This is a genomic window from Flavobacterium davisii (assembly GCF_042182265.1).
In the GTDB taxonomy this organism is placed as follows: Bacteria; Bacteroidota; Bacteroidia; order Flavobacteriales; family Flavobacteriaceae; genus Flavobacterium; species Flavobacterium davisii.
In genome coordinates, this window is the sequence record NZ_CP097869.1 from 767,094 (window position 1) to 786,064 (window position 18,971).

The window sequence follows — 18,971 nt, forward strand, 5'->3', positions numbered from 1 at the left end:
TTACACCAACAAGTAATGCTTTTTTTTATAAAAAAGCTAAGACAAATTGGATTATTCCTCCTTAGCTCAGTTGGTTAGAGCATCTGACTGTTAATCAGAGGGTCCTTGGTTCGAGCCCAAGAGGGGGAGCAAAAAAAGGTTTTACGTTTTGTAAAACCTTTCTCTTTTTATACGGGTACAACAATTATTATTTACCTCCACATTACTATTATTCTTTTTTACTACATTTAATTTGTGGAAAATGTAAACAAAAATCCTTTAGAATATTTTCAAAGTTTATTAGAAAAAGATAAATCTAATGAGCTTAAGACAACTTATATTTCAGAAATAATTGAGCATTATGGTTCAATGATTGAAAAAGTTGATAATGAAAATGGAATTGTTACGGATCAAGAACAAAAGTTAGGGATTAAGCAAAAAGATTGGATAATCTGAATAAGAAAAAATCGATATTTCTCACCCCTCTAAACTGACTTCTAAAGAATCAAGAACAAAACTTTGAAGGTTGATTTATTGATACATTTCACCCTTAAACAACATCTTTTTAACTCCTCATAAAAAAACAACTATTTTCTCACTCCCTAAACACTTCTTAGTAAAAACTAAACACTCAAAAATTCACCCATCTCCACATAAAACAAAAGACTATTAACCAAACAGTTAAGTTTGAAACGATTTTTTTTTAAAAAAAATCGTTTTTTTTACTTGCAGATCTAAAAAACAGTTGTATATTTGCACTCACAAAACAGAAACACTGTTAGCAAGGTTTGGTAGTTCAGTTGGTTAGAATACATGCCTGTCACGCATGGGGTCGCGGGTTCGAGTCCCGTCCAGACCGCAAAACCCCCTAAAAATTAGGGGGTTTTCTTTTTAAAGTACTTATTTTACTGGGGTTTTGTCTTTTTTTGACAAATAAGAATATCAAAGAATATCAATATATTTTCTACCCATTTTCTACCCAAATTTTAAATTTTAGTTTGTAAGTTTGTAGTAAGAAATACTTACTTATTATGAATAAAACTAAATTTAATACGGTTTTCAACCGTAAGAACAAGCTCAATAAAGATGGTAAAGCTTTAATACAAATTGAGTGCTATCTTAACGGTAAGCATAAATATTTTTCTACTAACATTTATATTGAGCCGAAAGACTGGAACAACAAAACACGAACTATTAAGACTGACTACCCCAATGCTATTAAGCTCAATAAACAAATTAGTGAGACCCTCCGAGATTTAGAAAATTTTGAACTTGACAGAATCAACAACGGTAAAGCGTTTTATCTTAATATGTTAGATGATTTTTTCAAAGGCGAAGCCGTTAAAACTTTTACTGAGTTTATGGAAATTGAAATTTCTCAACTCGAAAATTGCGAAGAAACTAAAGCTAGTCAATTAGCTACTTTGAAAAAATTAAAAGAATTTAGGAAAGTGATTTATTTTGAAGATTTAACCTTTGAGTTTTTGCACGATTTTAATTTATATCTTTCAAAACAAACAGTTACTTATAAAAATTTTCCATCTAAAAAATTAGCCCAGTCCACAATTTCAAAATATTTCAAAAATATTAAGCGTTTCGTTAATCTTGCTATAAACAAAGATTTGATTAACGTGCAAAATTACCCATTTCGAAAGTTTAAAATTAAGCAAAGTGAAAGTAAAAAGGTTTTTTTAACTCCGAATGAAATTGAAAAGATTGAAAATTTAGAATTGATAGGAGAAAACAAAAAATACCAAACTGTAAAGGATTTATTTATGTTTTCTGTTTATACTGGATTGCGTTATAGTGATGTTTTTAGTTTGCAAAAAAAAGAAATTGTTTCTATTACTGGCAATGATTGGCTGATTAAAACAATGGAAAAAACAAACGAAAATATAAGAATTCCTATATATGCAATATTCAACGGTAAACCTATCGAGATACTGAACAAATACAAAAAGTTTGGCAGTGCATTTTGTTTTGAGCACTTGACAAATCAACACTGTAACAGACAATTAAAGGAAATTTGTAAGCTGGCAAAAATTGAAAATAAAAATTTGACTTTTCACGTTGCACGCCACACAACCGCAACATATTTACTATACAAAGGCGTTTCTATAACAACAGTTCAAAAGATTTTAGGACACAAGAAACTAGCTACTACGCAAATTTATGGGCATATTATGGATACAACTATTGAAAACGAATTGAAAGCCGTAAATTTTTAAATTTTAAATTTTTTATACTATACAACCGTCCATAATTGGGCGGTTTTTTTGTTTAGTTCAGTGCTGAACTCTTCCAATGCGAGCCAACGAGCTGAAGAACTGCAAGAACTGGCAACCGGTGGACTAGTGAACTGCTCCAATGCGAGCCAAAGAGCTGAAGAACTGCAAGAACTGGCAACCAATGGACTACTGAACGGATCCAATGCAATGCTAAACTCTTCCAATGCGAGCCAACGAGCTGAAGAACTGCAAGAACTGCAAGAACTGGCAACCAATGGACTACTGAACGGATCCAATGCAATGCTAAACTCTTCCAATGAGAGCCAAAGAGCTGAAGAACTGCAAGAACTGGCAACCGGTGGACTAGTGAACTGCTCCAATGCGAGCCAACAAGCTGGAGAACTGCAAGAACTGGCAACCAGGGGACTACTGAACGGATCCAATACAGTGCTGAACTCTTCCAATGCGAGCCAACAAGCTGGAGAACTGCAAGAACTGGCAACCAATGGACTACTGAACGGATCCAATGCAGTGCTGAACTCTTCCAATGCGAGCCAACGAGCTGGAGAACTGCAAGAACTGGCAACCAGGGGACTACTGAACGGATCCAATACAGTGCTGAACTCTTCCAATGCGAGCCAACAAGCTGGAGAACTGCAAGAACTGGCAACCAATGGACTACTGAACGGATCCAATGCAGTGCTGAACTCTTCCAATACGAGCCAACGAGCTGGAGAACTGCAAGAACTGGCAACCAGGGGACTACTGAACGGATCCAATGCAGTGCTGAACTCTTCCAATGCGAGCCAACGAGCTGGAGAACTGCAAGAACTGGCAACCAGGGGACTAGTGAACTGCTCCAATGCAGTGCTGAACTCTTCCAATGCGAGCCAACGAGCTGGAGAACTGCAAGAACTGGCAACCAGGGGACTGCTAAACTGCTCCAATGCAGTGCTGAACTCTTCCAATGCGAGCCAACGAGCTGAAGAACTGCAAGAACTGGCAACCAATGGACTGCTAACCTGACCCAATGCAGTGCTAAACTCTTCCAATGCGAGCCAACAAGCTGGAGAACTGCAAGAACTGGCAACCAGGGGACTAGTGAACTGCTCCAATGCAGTGCTGAACTCTTCCAATGCGAGCCAACGAGCTGGAGAACTGCAAGAACTGGCAACCAATGGACTACTGAACGGATCCAATACAGTGCTGAACTCTTCCAATGCGAGCCAACAAGCTGGAGAACTGCAAGAACTGGCAACCAATGGACTACTGAACGGATCCAATGCAGTGCTAAACTCTTCCAATGCGAGCCAAAGAGCTGAAGAACTGCAAGAACTGGCAACCAATGGACTACTGAACGGATCCAATGCAGTGCTAAACTCTTCCAATGAGAGCCAAAGAGCTGAAGAACTGCAAGAACTGGCAACCGGTGGACTAGTGAACTGCTCCAATGCGAGCCAAAGAGCTGAAGAACTGCAAGAACTGGCAACCAATGGACTACTGAACGGATCCAATGCAATGCTAAACTCTTCCAATGCGAGCCAACGAGCTGGAGAACTGCAAGAACTGGCAACCAATGGACTACTGAACGGATCCAATGCAGTGCTGAACTCTTCCAATGCGAGCCAACAAGCTGGAGAACTGCAAGAACTGGCAACCAGGGGACTACTGAACGGATCCAATACAGTGCTGAACTCTTCCAATGCGAGCCAACAAGCTGGAGAACTGCAAGAACTGGCAACCAATGGACTACTGAACGGATCCAATGCAGTGCTGAACTCTTCCAATGCGAGCCAACAAGCTGGAGAACTGCAAGAACTGGCAACCAGGGGACTACTGAACGGATCCAATGCAGTGCTGAACTCTTCCAATGCGAGCCAACGAGCTGAAGAACTGCAAGAACTGCAAGAACTGGCAACCAATGGACTGCTGACCTGACCCAATGCAGTGCTGTAGAAATTGTATAAACGATAAAAGCCCCAAATTGGGGCTTTTATCGTTTGGGCTGGATAGGGTATTTCACCGCTCCTGCTTTTTAAATGTCTTTTAATTTATCGGTTGTGGTAGGGTTTTCGCCTACAACTCCAAATCCGTAGAATCGGTATCTATTATTTTGATTGATACACAACCGAGATGCAAATATATAAAAATATTTTAATCTTTATAAATACCCTCGTGGCTAAGAATGGCGTTTACAGTTCGTGAAGATAAATAAAACTTTTGCGCTACTTCTTGAATGATGTATTCAATTTTATATTTTGGGTGCTTTTCTTGTGTCGAATAAAAACAATCCCTTACGTTTTTATTTCTTGCGTTAAGTCTTTCTTTTTTTGTTGCTTGTTTTTGTATTGCGTCCTTCATAGAACAAAAATAAAAAAAAGAACGTAAAATACTATCCTTAGTTATTCAATACTTTTAAAAATTAACCCCAAAAAACGGCTTTTTTTGTCCTCATTTTCTACCCACTAAAAAGCAAAACCATTTAAAATACTTAAAGTCAAATATTTAAAATGAATAATTCAAGTACTATAAGGACTATATACCCAAAAAGCACAAAAAAAACCGCCTTATTTTTGCGGTTCGTTTCTTAGTGCTTCAATTTCTGAATCTAGCGTTTTTGTGTTCTTTCTGTAATCGTTTAAAAGTTCCTTGTTGCTTTTCTTTCGTAACGGGATTTTTATGTTTAAACCATATTCATTTACTTTTTGTTGTAGCATTCTTAATTTGTCTGTTTTAGTTGGTGGTTTTGGTTTAAATGGTTTTACTTTCAAAATTCCGTTTTCAAAATCCTGCAAACATTCACATATTAATAAATTCAAATATTTGTTTATTGCGTTTTTACCGTTGGTAACTGTAAAATTGAATTTTTCAAAAGTGCTATTTTGATTTTTTGGAAAAACCAAAAAATCTGTTCTTGTGTATTCTAAAAACATATCAAAATCAATGCCCTTGTATTTTAGTTCAAATCCTCGTTTTTTTATTATTTCATACAAATAGTATTTAATCATAAGGCTTTTGCTTTTTAGTTTCTTATCGACTTCAAAATAAAATCGTATGCACTTTATTAAATCGGCTGTATTTGGTGTCGGTTCTTTCTCGGTGCTTTTGTATTCTAAATTATCAGCAGTGAAATCTTTTGTATTGCCATTTTTGAAATTTATTTGACCGCTCCTAAATGGGATTTTGCTAAATGTTTCTAAAATCAATTTTGCAAAGTTGTAGCCTTTGCCGTTTATTACTATCACCCCCTTTGCGGTTGGTGTCAAATATTGTTTACTGCCGTTGTTGTATGCTTTGCCGTATTTCGATACATACAAGCCGTTTATTTTCGTCCTTTTAAATCCTTTGCGTTGTAGTTCTCTTATTGTTTCCTGCGTTGGTTTTGGCTTTTTGTAATCTATGCGCTTTGTTTTTACCTTGTTTTGGCTACTGTGTTCAATCAATTTCTTTAAGTCGTGCAATTTGTCGTTAAATCTGATTTTACCCTTTGAATTGGGTTTTATTTCAATTTTCAAATCATTTCGCCACGCTTTGCCGTCTGCTGTTATATAAAGTCCCTTGTATAGTGTTTTAGTTAGTTTCATTTCGTGCAATTTTAATATACCGCCCTATTGTGGGTAAACTTTTATTTAAAATCTTAGCTATGTCTTTGTATGATTTTCCACTATCGTATAAATCCAATGCTTTAAGATGCACGGCTTTTGTTTCTCTTTGAGGTTTCCAATTTTCTGAAATATACCACTTTTCAACTGTACGAACTGGTGCATCTACAATTTTGCTAATTTCTGAAAGTGTTAATCCTATCAAATATAATCTTAAAGCGTTCGCCTTAGTTTCTAGGGTGTAGGTTTGCCTTTGCTTTGGTGGTGTGGGTTTTTTCTTTGTTTTTTTCATTGTAAGGGGTGTTTTAATATCGGTATTCGTTTTCGAGTAAAAAACCCGTAGTAAGGTGGTAGAAAAACGAAACTAATATCTGTTATTATGCGTTTTTGGTGTGGGTTTTTGCTTTGGGTAATTTTTGATTTTATTTCTTATATGTTTTTAGTTTTATGCCCCCCTCTGAAAATTTTATCTTTTAACTGCCTTGCTATGGTTATACAAGGTGTTTTTTACCTTTTTTTGGCTCGAATTACTTGTTTTTAGGCTTGTTTTCACTGTTAATCAACTACTTAAATGCTAAGCATCTATTTTTTAGGGTTGTTTTTGATTGTATTAGTAAAAAACTACCTATTTATCAAAATTTCGGGGTTTTTTATGATTTATGTGTTTTACTTTTTGGATAATGCTCTTTTTACGCTGTGAGTGCCTTTGTTTACTGTATTGCTTCCTTTCGGAAGTTAACGACAAGCTTCCGACAAAAAAAATAACGGTACTTATAAGCTCCGCTATCGCAAATATTTTTATCAAAGAATATCAATACAAATTTATTTTTTCATTATATATCTGTTTTTCAGTATTATACAATATTTCCCACTGGGAAAAAACAAGGCTTTTGGTCGGTGTAAAATTTATTTTCTCGTTATCCCAGTTCTCTATGAACCTTTTTAATGTGTAATAAATCTTTATACTGATTGTGTTATTCTTGTACTTCTTTGTAATTTCATTCAAAATCTCGCACGGCTTTTTTTTATACAACTGACTAGCTAACTCAATTTTTGATATGCTTGTTTTTGGTGGTGCTATTATTTCAATTGAAAAATTAAGCTTATCCCAATTATTAAAGAAAATCTTTTGTAATCGCTTTAAATTTTCATTTGCAAAAAAATCAATCAAATAGGTTTTTTCTACCCTCTTATGTATGGTTTCAATACGCACTATTTTAACTCCATTGGGAGGATGCTTTTTATTATCTTTCATTTCGTGTATTTTGTCGTATATCTTGTTTACTATTCTATAGTCTTTGTGATATTCGGTTATTACTTGGCTTTGGTTTTTATATTTTGGGTCTATGTAAAAAATCTTTTCTTTGTCCATATCTCCGATGCTGTAAACGTTTTTTAAAATCTCCTTTGGTTCAATATCTGTGATGATATTCAAACCTATCTCGTAAAAATTAACGGTTACGTTATCAGGTTCAAACCCTGTTCTTTCAATCAATTTCAATAGTGTTTCTTTGGCTTGACGCATCGTAAAACTATCGTAATTGTTTAGCTCCTTGTTTTTTAAATACGTGCAGTATTTGTGTAAACTGCCCTCAATTTTCAAACTTTTATCTGTATCAATTTTTATTAACATACCACCGTTAAAGTTCTTAGTTCGTTGGTTATGGTAATGCTTTAATCCGTCCGCACTGTATGACTGTAAACGGCTTGTATTTACTATTTTTTGTATTTCGCATTCCGATAGGTTTTTTTTTGAAAACCTTATTTTATCAATCATTCGTTTTTACTATATTTGCCCAACTACAAAGGTTTATTCTTTTGTAAGTATTTCTTAACTCTCCTTAAGTAAGAGAGTTGAAAACCGCCCTTAAGTAAGGCGGTTTTTTTTATTCTTGTAAGTAAGTATTTCTTAATCCTTTAAGTAAGGGAGCTGAAAACTGCCCTTAAATCGTTTTGTATTCGTATTCTTATTTTTTTCCTATGGTTCCATCTGTAAAATGACTATATCCAACCTGATAAAATATATTTTTCCAACCTTTGTTGTTTCGTAATTTTAATGCGTTTTCGTAAGTCATATTATTTTTTACAACCTTTTCGCCTTTAATGCTTATTACTTCAATAATAGTATCTTTTGGTAAAGTAAAAACATCGATTCTGCGTTTTTTTGCCATTGGCTTAGTTTTTATTTTCTGAACGGCTTAACAAAAAATAATCAACATCTGAACGCTTCACAAGTAGCTTGCTGTACTTTTTAGTGTTCATTCTCACTGGTTCTAAATATCCCTTTTCAATGTAACTCTGAAAAGTATTGCGGCTACACTTTAGCAACTCGCAAACCTCTTTAGGTGTCAGAAATTCGGGTTTGCCTATGCCTTTTAACTCTATTAAATTTTTGTTTATTGTGGTTATATTGTTCTTAATTTCATTCCATTCTGTAAGAGGGATGGTTATAACTGCTATATCTGAACTCATTTTAAATAGGTTTTAAAGTTGATTTAAACGGTAATTTAAAAACCACTTTGTTAAATAGTTTAACTCTAATTTGTAAGCTTTCACTTTGTAGGCAGTGTATTGTTTCTATTCTTAAAATCTTCATCTTTTAAAATTCTTCGTGGTTGTTAAATTCTTGTTTTTGAAATATTGAAAATTGTTATTATCTGCGTTTGTTTACCGTTTTCAAATTCTACATCTGTAACCAGTGCGTTACTAAATGGGATTTTGTTTACTGCTAATTCTTGTACTGGGTTAGTTCCTAAACTCATTTTACAAATCCGCTATTTTACTGAATACTTCTTTTGTATTTTCTTCTTTGATTAGTAAACTATCTAAAAACAATAGTTCGTTTGTAGGTATTAACTTTTGAGCTATAGACGCTAATTCAGCACAAAGGATTAAGTTTTTGTTTTCGCCTTTATACCCAATACATTCAATAGCGTTTAAAATTATCATTAAATCAATCCCAAGACTTGTAAAATCCTCATAATGGATTGATTTTTTTACTGGTAAGTTTATGAAGTCGCCGCTATTTTTTAAATGTTCGTTAATGTTAATTAGTGTTTTTTTGTTGTATTCTGTAAATTGTTCTGTATTCATTTTGAAAGTGTTTCTATCTATTTAATTTTAATTTTTGCTACTTGATTTGTGGCTTTCTATGGGTTCATTATTCCATTTTATGGCTCTGTTCTTTGCGTTCAAAATAGCGTTTTCGTACTCGCATTCACTTTTATAGTTTTCCGCTATTATATTGCAAATTTGAAGTTCTAACCGTTCTAAATTTGCCTTTGCGTTGTTCAGTTGCAGCTGCTTTTCTTGGACTTCAAAAGTCATTTCGTTTGCCATTTTTCCCAGTCGTTTGGTGGTGTGGGTGCGTGTGTTTAGGAAATCGCTCCAGTGTTTCATATTGTTTTAATTAATGCGGTTAAATCGTCGTTTTTAGTGTCGTCAATCAAAAATTTTTCAATCCCAGTAAGAAAAATGCTTCTGTATTTTTCCGCTGTTTGTTTGGTTCTTAATACATCAACGCCCTGATAACAAATGCAATCAATTTCGTGATTTAACCACTCCCAAAACTCTCTTTTATGCGTAATTCCCTTGCTATTTGGATGCGTATTTTGGTTCTCCATCTTACAACCAAAATCAAAGATTATTTTGTTAAATGCCTCATTTGTCAACTGCATTAACTGTAATGCTTTGGCTCTAAATTCGTTTTTTGTGTTTTGTTGAAATTCAAAAAATGGTAAACCGTCTATTGTGATAATTTCTCCGTTTATTGTTTCAACTTTTATTAGGTTTTCCATTACTCCAGTCGCTTTGTGTTGTTGTCAAATAAATTCAGTTGTTCGTATTGGTTTTGAAGTTTTTGAACTGTTGTAATATCGGTTTTACCTAAAATCAAACAGTTTAATTTTTCCTTTCTCTTTTTTGCTTTAATTTCTAAAAACCTCATTTCTTTAGCACTTTCTCTGTTGATAATTTTAACGGCTTCATATCTTTCGGTTTCTGTTAAATCTTCCTGAGTGAGTAGGCTAATTTGTTTTTCTTTTAGTTCGGTAGCTTTTTTATGGTTTATAAGTGCCTGTCTTACCTCGTGTGCTATTTGCGTGCTACTTTGTAAAGTCAAATGGTAAGCCATGTCGAAAGTTAAGGCGTAATCTTTTTTTATTCTGTTTGGTATTTGCTCTCCATTAATGTCGAGCGTTTTTAAATTTTGCTCTACATCTGTGTCGAGGTTTTTGTCGTTTTCTTGTTCTAAATCTCCATCACTGTTAAAGATTATAGTCTCAACTTTGCACCAATCCGTATTTTCAAAAAAATAATGATTATCTTCGATGTTCTTTTTTGACCATCTTGAAAATTGACCATTTGCATAACCTAATGCGTTATACAATTTTCGTGCATCAATTGGCTGTTTGCTCTCGTTGTCTGTTGTAATGTTCTGTAAAACCATTTTTTTAATTATATTCTGTTAAAATGCTTTTGCGACCTCTTGAAGTTTCTTTGTAGTCTTTAAAATTCTTTTTCATTCGATTTTCTTAAATTGCTTTTGCGACCTCTTGGAGTTTTTTCGTTGCTTTGTTTTTTTTGGTTTTATAATTTTCTAGATATTCAGCTGTAACTTGGATAATTTTTACATCTTCTTTTGTTTTTTTTCCCTTAAAAAAACCTTGTACGGTTGCGTAATGCACACCACTCAGAACTGAAATTTCTTTAATACCGCCAGTTGGTAACTGTTCTTTAATTGCTTTAATATCCATTTTTTTTGTTGTTTTAAAAAGTTGTTATTTTTAATAAATATTATGCAAATCTAAAACTTCAATTTTGAAATACAAGTTTTTTTAATAAAAATTTCAATTTTATTATTGAAGTTTTTGGAGCGTAAAAAAAGCGGTTATATAACCGCTTGAATATTAATCTTTTAAATTATTTTTACAAATCAATAAAATATCTAAAATTTTCTATACATTTTTTTAAATATTCATCATTACCTATAAAAGTATCCTCGAATACTTCGTAAATTTCTAAAAATTTATCCCCATAAAACAAGTCTATATAACAATAATCCTTATTATAAAATTCAAATAAATTAGAACGTAAATTATTTATTATCATCCATACACTGCTGATTTTATCATTCATTTGTAGTTTATCATAAGCACCTACACCTAAAAAAAACAATAAATGGTTAATTTCCGTATAACTTAAGTCTGTTAATAGTGGCGGTGCATCGCTAAACTCTTCTTTTATTAATTTTCCTAAATTTTGTTCAATAATTTTATCTAACGGCTTTGACCATTTAAAAATCTCTTTACTGGTTAATAGTTTTGTATTGTTTTGCGATATCAAACTAACGGTTCTTTCAATCCGTTTTATTTCACTTTCTAACATTTTACAAATAAAATCATTCTCTAAATCTTTTTCATCAACATACTTAAAATAATCGTCTTCCGATTTGAATTTATAAGGTTTGCTTTTGTAAATGACCTGTACATAAAGCGGATATTTTAGTTTTCCGTTTTCGCTTTGCGGTTTTAAATTTGTGTTTGGATAGTGCTTAACTGTTATTTTGCTTTGTTTACTCATTGGTTTTTGTTTTTGTTTGTAAGTGTTCCTTTTGTGCGAAAATACAAAAAACTTTCTTTTTTTATCAATACATATCAAACCGCATAACGCATGATTTAATTAAACAATTCTTTTGCCTTATTTTTATCAAATATTATTTGTAATCAATATAAATTAGTGCTTTGTACTGGTTTTCTACCGTTGAGTAAATACTATTCATAAATCACTGCAAATCAATAAACTAAGAAATATAGTTCATTTACCGTCCAGACCGCAAAAGCTCTTCAGAAATGAGGAGCTTTTCTTTTTAAAATTCATTTTACATATTATTCAAATACTATAGAATATTTTGGATCCAGTTTAAAACCTATAATTTCATAAATTTACAAAACCTAACAAAAAAGAATTTTTATATTTCCTACTCCTCTAAATTTACTCCTGAAAACTTTATTTTTACATTAAACCATTCAAATGAAGTATTTGTAATTCTCTTGTCAAAATAATTTAGCACTATGTTTGGTAATTAAAAAAAAATCTACTTTAATTTATAAAATATTTTAATATATTTCAGTTAAAAATTCTCTATAGCTATTTTAAAACACAATTTAAAAACAAGTAATATGAATAAAACTCTTTTACTATCATTACTTACAAGCTCTTTTACTTTAGCTCAAACAAAAGAAAACATTGAAATTAACGTACTACTAAACAACTGGCACAAGGCTGCCTCAGAAGCAAAATATGCACCTTATTTTAAGGCTATGGCAACGCAATCCGTTTTTATAGGTACTGATGCTACAGAAAATTGGAATAAGGAAGCCTTCATGAATTTTGCTAAGCCTTATTTTGATAAAGGAAAAGCATGGCATTTTTCAGCTTTAGAAAGGAATATCTATTTATCTTCCGATAAAAAAATGGCTTGGTTTGACGAATTACTCAAAACTCAAATGAAAATTTGTAGAGGTAGTGGTGTTCTTATTAAAGAGGGAAAGAACTGGAAAATTAAACACTATGTATTGTCTATGACAATACCAAATAACAATACAGGTGAGGTAATAAAAATTAAAGCGCCTATAGAAGACGCTTTAATTGAAAAGTTAGAAAAATAATATTAATTCGATTTATTTATAAATATTTTCTTTTAATTGCTTAAACATTTCTATTGTCATTGATTCCAAATCAAAATCATTTTGCCAATTCCAATCTTGTCTTGCAAAAGAATCGTCAATACTTGCTGGCCAACTATCAGCTATTTGCTGACGAAAATCGGGCGCATAATTAACAGTAAAATCGGGATAATGCTTTTGAATTTCTGTAGCTATTTGCGCTGGAGTAAAACTCATAGCTCCTAAATTATAAGAAGATCTAATCTTTATATTCTCAGCAGGAGCTTGCATGATACTTATAGTTGCTTTTATAGCATCATCCATATACATCATGGGTAAACCTGAATTTTCAGATAAAAACGAGGTAAATTTCCCTTCTGTAATTGCCTTATGATAAATATCTACTGCATAGTCTGTCGTTCCACCTCCAGGAGGAGTACTCCATGAAATTAATCCTGGATAACGCAAACTACGCACATCAACACCATATTGTTTGTGGTAATATTCACACCATCTCTCACCTGTTTGCTTACTAATTCCATAAACTGTCGAAGGTTCCATAATAGTATACTGAGGCGTATTTTCTCGTGGCGTCGTAGGACCAAAAACAGCTATACTTGATGGCCAGTATATTTTTTTAATTTTTCCAGCCTTAGCCAAATTTAAAACATGAAAAAGCGAGTTCATATTTAAATCCCATGCAAAAGCAGGGTTCTTTTCAGCGGTTGCTGAAAGCAGAGCGGCCATTAGATAAACATCTGTAATTTTATACTTTTCAACCAAAAACTCTATTTGATTGTAATCTAGCGCATTAACAACTTCAAAAATACCATCATTTACCACATCAATATTTAATTTTCTGATGTCAGAAGCAATTACATTCTCCACACCATATAGTTGGCGTAATTTTTGTGTAAGTTCGGTGCCTATTTGTCCACAAGCTCCAATAATCAAAATTTTCGTGTCCATTCCTAAATAGTTAGGGCGCAAATATACGGAATTATGACCATGCACTTTCAAGATCTTCTATACATTTAGTTTCCGTTACACAAAAGTTGTATTTTTGTAATCTCTAATTTTTTAAAATGAAATCTTTTTTTCTCTATAATTTAGGATTGATCTTCGTTCTTTTTTCCTGTAAAAAAGAAGAGCAGGATAACGCTATTGAAATTCAAAAATCAATTAAACAAAAAGAATTAGTTTTTAATTCTTTAGATAAGGCTTGGATTTTTTCTGAACAAAAATTAACTCCTGAATCTGAAATCATTGCTTTAAACTGGAATGAATGGCGTTTATTTATAAAAGAATTAAACCAAAAACCGAAGAGTTCTCTTAATGCTTTTAAACTAAAAACCAAAGATTTAGTACAAAAAGTAGATATTTTACCTAATACGATCCCTACAAAGCTTCAAAAGCCTCAAATTAATGTACGTCTTTCTGCCATCATTACAAAGGTAAAAGCTTTAAATATGTTTTTAAATATTGATCGTATTCCTGAAAAACGAGTGGTTGAATTAGTTTCTGATCTAAATATAGAAGTAAATGCTTTTAACGATCAAATAGAAGAAATCGTCCGCCGTAGCCATATCCAAATGGAAGAAGGTGAAGAAGATATGATTAAACACATCAGTGGAAAAAAATCAGAATCCTTAATTAATCCTGATATTCAAAATCCACAAAAAGAAGAAGTTCCATCATTTGAAGAAATAAAGTAATTATTTTGAATACAGATTATATCAAACAGTTATTTTCTAACCAATCTAAGATTAATCAAATAACCGATTTACTAAATAGCGATCACAAAATTCATCTTAAAGGTTTATTAGGTTCTTCCTTATCATTTATTATAGAGACCTTATTTAGAAAAGCAGACAAAACTTTTTTATTATTAGCAAATGAAAAAGAAGAAGCTGCTTACTTATTAAATGATTTAGAGCAATTGGTTGGCGAAAAAGACGTACTATTTTACCCTAGTTCATACAGAAGACCTTACCAAATTGAAGAAACGGATAATGCTAATGTTTTGCTTCGTTCAGAAGTTTTAAACAGGATTAATTCTAGAAAAAAACCTTGCATTATTGTTTCTTATCCTGAAGCTATTTTTGAAAAAGTAGTTACTAAAAGAGAATTAGACAAAAACACGTTAAAAATTAGTGTTGGTGATAAAGTTTCGATTGATTTCATCAACGAAGTATTATTTGAATACGATTTTAAACGCGTTGATTTTATTACTGAACCAGGTGAATTTTCAGTGCGTGGTGGTATTTTAGATGTATTTTCTTTTTCTAATGACAACCCATATCGTATTGAATTTTTTGGTAACGAAGTGGATAGTATCAGAACTTTTGATGTAAGTACTCAATTATCCATTGAAACCAAAAACAAAATTACAATTATCCCCAATTTTGAAAATAAATTATTAGAAGAAAAACGCGAAAGCTTCTTAGAATATATTAATCCTAAGACTACTATTTTTGTTCAAAATGTAGATTCTTTATTAAATAATTTAGACAAACTTTTTGCAAAGGCAGAAGAAACTTTTCAAAAATTATCTCAGGATATTAAACATGCTTCTCCTGATGAATTGTTTGTGAACCAAGAAACTTTTATTAAACAAGCATTAAACTTTTCAGTAGTGGAAATGTCTAGCAGACCCACTTTTAGAGTTCAAAACACTTTTGAATTTAATACAAAACCACAACCTTCTTTTAATAAACAATTTGATTTATTGATGGAAGATCTAAAAAACAACCGTCAAAATGGTTTAAAAAATTACCTATTTTGCGCTAACGAACAACAAGCTAAACGTTTCCATGATATTTTTGAATCAATGGATGAGGAGCAGCATGAACATTTTGCTAAAGATTACGAAACCATTGTACTCCCTTTATATCAAGGTTTTATAGATGAAGAAAACCAAATAGCTTGTTATACAGATCATCAAATTTTTGAGCGTTATCACAAATTTTCTATTAAAAATGGATATGCTAAAAAACAGAATATTACATTAAAAGAATTAACTTCTTTAACTGTAGGTGACTATGTTACACATATTGACCATGGAATTGGAAAATTTGGAGGTTTACAAAAAATTCAAGTTGAGGGCAAAACACAAGAAGCTATTAAACTTATTTATGCCGATAATGACATCGTATATGTGAGCATTCATTCACTACACAAAATATCAAAATACAACGGTAAAGATGGGGCTCCTCCTAAAATATACAAATTAGGTTCAGGAGCTTGGAAAGCTTTAAAACAAAAAACAAAAGCACGTGTTAAAAATATTGCATTTAATTTAATTCAATTATATGCTAAGCGTCGTTTAGATAGAGGCTATGCTTTTGCCCCTGATAGTTATTTACAACATGAACTAGAAAGTTCTTTCATTTATGAAGATACACCAGACCAATTAAAAGCTACTCAGGATGTAAAAGCAGATATGGAAAACGAACGACCAATGGACCGTTTAGTATGTGGTGATGTAGGATTTGGAAAAACAGAAGTTGCTATTCGTGCCGCATTTAAAGCTGTAGATAATAGCAAACAAGTTGCCGTTTTAGTTCCTACTACAATTTTAGCTTACCAGCATTTTAGAACCTTCAAGTCACGTTTAAAAGACTTACCCGTAAACATTAGTTACCTGAATCGTTTTAGAACAGCTAAACAAAAAACTGAAATTTTAAAAGATTTAGAATCTGGCAAACTGGACATTATAATAGGAACTCACCAATTGGTAAGCAAAAATGTTAAATTTAAAGATTTAGGTTTACTCATTATTGATGAAGAACAAAAATTTGGCGTAAACGTAAAAGATAAGTTAAAAACTATTGCAACTAATGTAGATACATTAACATTAACAGCCACGCCTATCCCAAGAACTTTACAATTTTCTTTAATGGCAGCAAGGGATTTATCTGTAATTAGCACTCCCCCTCCTAATCGTTACCCTATAGATACACAAATAGTTGGCTTTAATGAAGAAGTCATTCGCGATGCTATTTCATACGAAATAGAAAGAGGAGGACAAGTCTATTTCATCAACAATCGTCTCGAAAATATTAAAGAAATTGCAGGCATGATTCAACGTTTAGTTCCTAATGCCAAGGTTGGAATTGGTCATGGGCAAATGGAAGGAAAACAATTAGAAGAAATTATGCTTTCATTTATGGAAGGCGAATTTGATGTTTTAGTTGCTACTACAATCATTGAAAGTGGTTTGGATGTACCCAATGCCAATACCATTTTTATTAACAACGCTAATAATTTTGGTTTGTCTGATTTACACCAAATGCGAGGACGTGTAGGAAGAAGTAACAAGAAGGCTTTTTGTTATTTCATAACACCACCATATTCGGCAATGACAGAGGAAGCGCGTAAACGAATACAAGCATTAACTCAATTTAGCGAGTTAGGTAGCGGATTTAATATTGCAATGAAAGACTTAGAAATTCGTGGTGCTGGTGATTTATTAGGTGGTGAACAAAGTGGTTTTATTAATGAAATTGGTTTTGAAACCTATCAAAAAATCATGCAAGAAGCCATTGAAGAATTAAAAGAAAATGAGTTTAAAGACCTGTATCCTGAAGAAAGTAATCTTGAAACTAAGGAATATGTTAAAGATCTTCAAATTGATACAGATTTTGAATTACTTTTTCCTGATGAATATATTAATAGCGTAACGGAGCGTTTGAGTTTGTATAATGAATTAGCTATTATTAAAACAGACGAAAAATTACAAGAATATCAAAAACAATTAGAAGACCGTTTTGGTAAATTACCTAAATCTGGTTTGGCTTTATTAGATAGTTTACGTTTAAAATGGAAAGCTACTCACTTAGGTATTGAAAAATTGGTATTAAAACAAAACAAAATGGTATGTTATTTTATAGGTGACCAACAAAGTGACTATTATCATTCTCCTCGCTTTCATAAGGTTTTACAATTTGTACAAATGAATAGTACACTCTGTAAAATGAAAGAAAAAGAAACCAAAAATGGCCTTCGTTTGTTACTATCTTTTGACAATGTAAAATCAATTAAAAAAGCATTGGAATTAATGGAACTCATTTAGTAAGTTAGTAAACTCAAATTATGCATTAGAAATTTATTATGAATAAATTAAGAACTTTTAATCTAAAAAGGGGGCTTTCTTTTGTCCTTAGTTAGGCTGGGTTGAAGGAATGTGTTGGAAAGATGCAATCATTAAAAACGAAAAAATCATCAGAAAAATAAATATTTTTTTGATGATTTTTTTGATACGTTTGAAATGAATTACTTAGTCGAAATTTTATTTCGTTAACTTTAAATCCTTGATTATTTTAAAAGCTTTATCTACTACATTGTCATCTACTAATACCGTAAATTCATTAGAAGTAGAAATGACTTCGTATATTACAATACCCTCCCAAGCAAGGCGTTGAAAAATAAAATAATAAATACCGGAAGTAACGGTATTTTCTTTAGGAAGTTTTACAGTTATAGAAGAAAGGTTTTCTAATTTTTGAGTTAATCTTTCCTCTTTAAAATACTTATCAATAAGCTCGCTTACTGAATCACTCACAACTATGTTTGTTTCATTAACACCTCTAGAAGAAGTAAAAAATACATCCTGACGCTTATTTAGCTCCGTTATCAATTCAGCTTGTTTTTGAAAAATACTATCAGAAACTAAGTACGTATAATCATTCAAAGAAGACCGAACTGTTATTTCACCTATTTCTCTTAAAACCTTTGTGATTTTATGATTTACTTGAAAGTTTAAATCTTCAGATAGTCTTTTCAGAGCCATAATAATAGCGCCTTGCTTCACATCTTTTCCTAATTCAACTTCGAGCTCTTCAGTGATTAATCTTGCTAATGAAGTAAGATTAATAATACCTTGCGACAGCGCATTTAATAAAAATGGCTTAGACTTGATGTAGTTTTCTACTACAGAAGAAATTGTTTTCATTTCTGGGGAATTTAAATTTTAATTTTCACTCATTGTTAGTTTGTTTTTTAGAATGTATAATTTAAAATAAAAACCTCTCGGGACGCAAATATATTCATAATTCACCAAAATAAATACAAGATTTTTACTAAATATAATTTATTGTTTGTTTTTCTTGATTTTTATTAAAAATAATAAAACGCATCAACTAAGTGTTCTATTGTGTGAATTTCATTTTTTTTTATTATTGATATGATATCAAAACGAATTTCAAGATCTAAATCTGTTTCTTGAATATATTCGTCTATCGCTTTTACCAATAATTTTATTTTCTTTTTATTAACAAAATCTTCAGGATTTCCATATTCAATAGAAGTTCTTGTTTTTACCTCTATAACAATTAACCAATCCTCTTTTCGAGCAATGATATCTATTTCAGCCTTTCTAGCTTGATAGTTTTGTTCTAGAATTTGATATCCATTTTTTAACAAATATTCAACCGCTATCTTTTCACCTTGTTTTCCTATTTCATTATGTTCCGCCATACGATTTAAAATTATGGATT

At 32.0% G+C, this 18,971-nt stretch carries 22 protein-coding genes and 2 tRNA genes; 9 read left to right on the forward strand and 15 right to left on the reverse strand.

Going from position 1 to position 18,971, the window contains the following annotated elements; translation table 11 throughout:
- The first annotated feature begins 55 nt into the window (after positions 1 to 55).
- The 6 genes from NAB20_RS03135 to NAB20_RS03160 all read left to right on the forward strand — a co-directional run bounded on the left by NAB20_RS03135 (position 56) and on the right by NAB20_RS03160 (position 4,145).
- Positions 56 to 129: transfer RNA gene (locus NAB20_RS03135), tRNA-Asn, on the forward strand.
- 105 nt (positions 130 to 234) lie between these two features.
- Positions 235 to 435, forward strand: a complete 201-nt coding sequence (locus NAB20_RS03140; RefSeq protein WP_105196232.1) for a hypothetical protein — start codon at positions 235 to 237, stop codon at positions 433 to 435.
- Positions 436 to 764: 329 nt separating this feature from the next.
- A tRNA-Asp gene (locus NAB20_RS03145) sits at positions 765 to 838 on the forward strand.
- A 172-nt stretch (positions 839 to 1,010) separates the two neighbouring features.
- Positions 1,011 to 2,207, forward strand: coding sequence for a site-specific integrase (locus NAB20_RS03150; protein ID WP_235877272.1), 1,197 nt, complete (start codon positions 1,011 to 1,013; stop codon positions 2,205 to 2,207).
- Between the two features lie 48 nt (positions 2,208 to 2,255).
- Positions 2,256 to 3,233 (forward strand): hypothetical protein, encoded by a 978-nt coding sequence (locus NAB20_RS03155; protein ID WP_375605480.1) that lies wholly within the window; start codon positions 2,256 to 2,258, stop codon positions 3,231 to 3,233.
- A gap of 9 nt (positions 3,234 to 3,242) precedes the next feature.
- Complete coding sequence (locus NAB20_RS03160; RefSeq protein WP_375605481.1) at positions 3,243 to 4,145, forward strand: hypothetical protein; 903 nt, start codon at positions 3,243 to 3,245, stop codon at positions 4,143 to 4,145.
- 629 nt (positions 4,146 to 4,774) lie between these two features.
- Here NAB20_RS03160 and NAB20_RS03165 read toward each other — a convergent pair.
- The 12 genes from NAB20_RS03165 to NAB20_RS03220 form a co-directional block, all read right to left on the reverse strand.
- The gene (locus tag NAB20_RS03165) at positions 4,775 to 5,791 is read right to left on the reverse strand and encodes a hypothetical protein (RefSeq protein WP_375605482.1); all 1,017 of its coding nucleotides are present in this window, start codon (positions 5,789 to 5,791) and stop codon (positions 4,775 to 4,777) included.
- The gene (locus NAB20_RS03170; RefSeq protein WP_235877261.1) at positions 5,778 to 6,101 is read right to left on the reverse strand and encodes a helix-turn-helix domain-containing protein; all 324 of its coding nucleotides are present in this window, start codon (positions 6,099 to 6,101) and stop codon (positions 5,778 to 5,780) included. Before NAB20_RS03170 ends, NAB20_RS03165 begins: the two co-directional genes overlap by 14 nt.
- Before the next feature lie 519 nt (positions 6,102 to 6,620).
- Entirely contained in the window at positions 6,621 to 7,310 is a 690-nt protein-coding gene (locus NAB20_RS03175; protein ID WP_375605483.1) for a hypothetical protein, read from the reverse strand.
- 466 nt (positions 7,311 to 7,776) lie between these two features.
- A complete protein-coding gene (locus NAB20_RS03180; RefSeq protein WP_235877259.1) occupies positions 7,777 to 7,980 on the reverse strand; it encodes a hypothetical protein in 204 nt (67 codons plus the stop codon).
- 4 nt (positions 7,981 to 7,984) lie between these two features.
- Positions 7,985 to 8,281: a helix-turn-helix domain-containing protein gene (locus NAB20_RS03185; protein ID WP_375605484.1), complete on the reverse strand. Its 297-nt coding sequence runs from the start codon at positions 8,279 to 8,281 to the stop codon at positions 7,985 to 7,987.
- 146 nt (positions 8,282 to 8,427) lie between these two features.
- A complete protein-coding gene (locus NAB20_RS03190; RefSeq protein WP_375605485.1) occupies positions 8,428 to 8,571 on the reverse strand; it encodes a hypothetical protein in 144 nt (47 codons plus the stop codon).
- 1 nt (position 8,572) lies between these two features.
- Complete coding sequence (locus NAB20_RS03195; protein WP_375605486.1) at positions 8,573 to 8,902, reverse strand: hypothetical protein; 330 nt, start codon at positions 8,900 to 8,902, stop codon at positions 8,573 to 8,575.
- Between the two features lie 27 nt (positions 8,903 to 8,929).
- Positions 8,930 to 9,208: a hypothetical protein gene (locus NAB20_RS03200; RefSeq protein WP_375605487.1), complete on the reverse strand. Its 279-nt coding sequence runs from the start codon at positions 9,206 to 9,208 to the stop codon at positions 8,930 to 8,932.
- Positions 9,205 to 9,606 (reverse strand): hypothetical protein, encoded by a 402-nt coding sequence (locus NAB20_RS03205; protein WP_375605488.1) that lies wholly within the window; start codon positions 9,604 to 9,606, stop codon positions 9,205 to 9,207. The genes NAB20_RS03200 and NAB20_RS03205 overlap by 4 nt, the downstream gene beginning before the upstream one ends.
- Positions 9,606 to 10,256, reverse strand: a complete 651-nt coding sequence (locus NAB20_RS03210; protein ID WP_375605489.1) for an antA/AntB antirepressor family protein — start codon at positions 10,254 to 10,256, stop codon at positions 9,606 to 9,608. The genes NAB20_RS03205 and NAB20_RS03210 overlap by 1 nt, the downstream gene beginning before the upstream one ends.
- 85 nt (positions 10,257 to 10,341) lie before the next feature.
- On the reverse strand, positions 10,342 to 10,563 hold the full coding sequence (locus NAB20_RS03215) for a hypothetical protein (protein WP_375605490.1): 222 nt from the start codon (positions 10,561 to 10,563) through the stop codon (positions 10,342 to 10,344).
- A gap of 172 nt (positions 10,564 to 10,735) precedes the next feature.
- Positions 10,736 to 11,389 (reverse strand): hypothetical protein, encoded by a 654-nt coding sequence (locus NAB20_RS03220; protein WP_375605491.1) that lies wholly within the window; start codon positions 11,387 to 11,389, stop codon positions 10,736 to 10,738.
- A 599-nt stretch (positions 11,390 to 11,988) separates the two neighbouring features.
- Between NAB20_RS03220 and NAB20_RS03225 the strand changes: the two genes are divergently transcribed.
- Positions 11,989 to 12,477 (forward strand): nuclear transport factor 2 family protein, encoded by a 489-nt coding sequence (locus NAB20_RS03225; RefSeq protein ID WP_375605492.1) that lies wholly within the window; start codon positions 11,989 to 11,991, stop codon positions 12,475 to 12,477.
- 12 nt (positions 12,478 to 12,489) lie between these two features.
- Here the strand turns inward: NAB20_RS03225 and NAB20_RS03230 are convergent, their stop codons facing one another.
- Complete coding sequence (locus tag NAB20_RS03230; protein WP_127823361.1) at positions 12,490 to 13,443, reverse strand: NAD-dependent epimerase/dehydratase family protein; 954 nt, start codon at positions 13,441 to 13,443, stop codon at positions 12,490 to 12,492.
- Positions 13,444 to 13,559: 116 nt separating this feature from the next.
- On the opposite strand from NAB20_RS03230, the gene NAB20_RS03235 reads away from it, so the two are divergent.
- The gene (locus NAB20_RS03235; protein ID WP_105196229.1) at positions 13,560 to 14,189 is read left to right on the forward strand and encodes a hypothetical protein; all 630 of its coding nucleotides are present in this window, start codon (positions 13,560 to 13,562) and stop codon (positions 14,187 to 14,189) included.
- Between the two features lie 50 nt (positions 14,190 to 14,239).
- The gene (mfd, locus tag NAB20_RS03240; RefSeq protein ID WP_374953367.1) at positions 14,240 to 17,548 is read left to right on the forward strand and encodes a transcription-repair coupling factor; all 3,309 of its coding nucleotides are present in this window, start codon (positions 14,240 to 14,242) and stop codon (positions 17,546 to 17,548) included.
- 216 nt (positions 17,549 to 17,764) lie between these two features.
- Here the strand turns inward: mfd and NAB20_RS03245 are convergent, their stop codons facing one another.
- Entirely contained in the window at positions 17,765 to 18,427 is a 663-nt protein-coding gene (locus tag NAB20_RS03245; protein WP_088390638.1) for an aspartate kinase, read from the reverse strand.
- A gap of 164 nt (positions 18,428 to 18,591) precedes the next feature.
- Positions 18,592 to 18,951 (reverse strand): YraN family protein, encoded by a 360-nt coding sequence (locus NAB20_RS03250; protein ID WP_088390640.1) that lies wholly within the window; start codon positions 18,949 to 18,951, stop codon positions 18,592 to 18,594.
- Positions 18,952 to 18,971 lie beyond the last annotated feature (20 nt).

Coding starts and splice junctions, on each gene's coding strand:
- NAB20_RS03150 (WP_235877272.1), top strand. CDS start 1,011: ATGAATAAAACTAAATTTAATACGGTTTTCAACCGTAAGAACAAGCTC.
- NAB20_RS03165 (WP_375605482.1), bottom strand. CDS start 5,791: ATGAAACTAACTAAAACACTATACAAGGGACTTTATATAACAGCAGAC.
- NAB20_RS03170 (WP_235877261.1), bottom strand. CDS start 6,101: ATGAAAAAAACAAAGAAAAAACCCACACCACCAAAGCAAAGGCAAACC.
- NAB20_RS03180 (WP_235877259.1), bottom strand. CDS start 7,980: ATGGCAAAAAAACGCAGAATCGATGTTTTTACTTTACCAAAAGATACT.
- NAB20_RS03185 (WP_375605484.1), bottom strand. CDS start 8,281: ATGAGTTCAGATATAGCAGTTATAACCATCCCTCTTACAGAATGGAAT.
- NAB20_RS03190 (WP_375605485.1), bottom strand. CDS start 8,571: ATGAGTTTAGGAACTAACCCAGTACAAGAATTAGCAGTAAACAAAATC.
- NAB20_RS03195 (WP_375605486.1), bottom strand. CDS start 8,902: ATGAATACAGAACAATTTACAGAATACAACAAAAAAACACTAATTAAC.
- NAB20_RS03200 (WP_375605487.1), bottom strand. CDS start 9,208: ATGAAACACTGGAGCGATTTCCTAAACACACGCACCCACACCACCAAA.
- NAB20_RS03205 (WP_375605488.1), bottom strand. CDS start 9,606: ATGGAAAACCTAATAAAAGTTGAAACAATAAACGGAGAAATTATCACA.
- NAB20_RS03210 (WP_375605489.1), bottom strand. CDS start 10,256: ATGGTTTTACAGAACATTACAACAGACAACGAGAGCAAACAGCCAATT.
- NAB20_RS03215 (WP_375605490.1), bottom strand. CDS start 10,563: ATGGATATTAAAGCAATTAAAGAACAGTTACCAACTGGCGGTATTAAA.
- NAB20_RS03220 (WP_375605491.1), bottom strand. CDS start 11,389: ATGAGTAAACAAAGCAAAATAACAGTTAAGCACTATCCAAACACAAAT.
- NAB20_RS03225 (WP_375605492.1), top strand. CDS start 11,989: ATGAATAAAACTCTTTTACTATCATTACTTACAAGCTCTTTTACTTTA.
- NAB20_RS03230 (WP_127823361.1), bottom strand. CDS start 13,443: ATGGACACGAAAATTTTGATTATTGGAGCTTGTGGACAAATAGGCACC.
- NAB20_RS03235 (WP_105196229.1), top strand. CDS start 13,560: ATGAAATCTTTTTTTCTCTATAATTTAGGATTGATCTTCGTTCTTTTT.
- NAB20_RS03245 (WP_088390638.1), bottom strand. CDS start 18,427: ATGAAAACAATTTCTTCTGTAGTAGAAAACTACATCAAGTCTAAGCCA.
- NAB20_RS03250 (WP_088390640.1), bottom strand. CDS start 18,951: ATGGCGGAACATAATGAAATAGGAAAACAAGGTGAAAAGATAGCGGTT.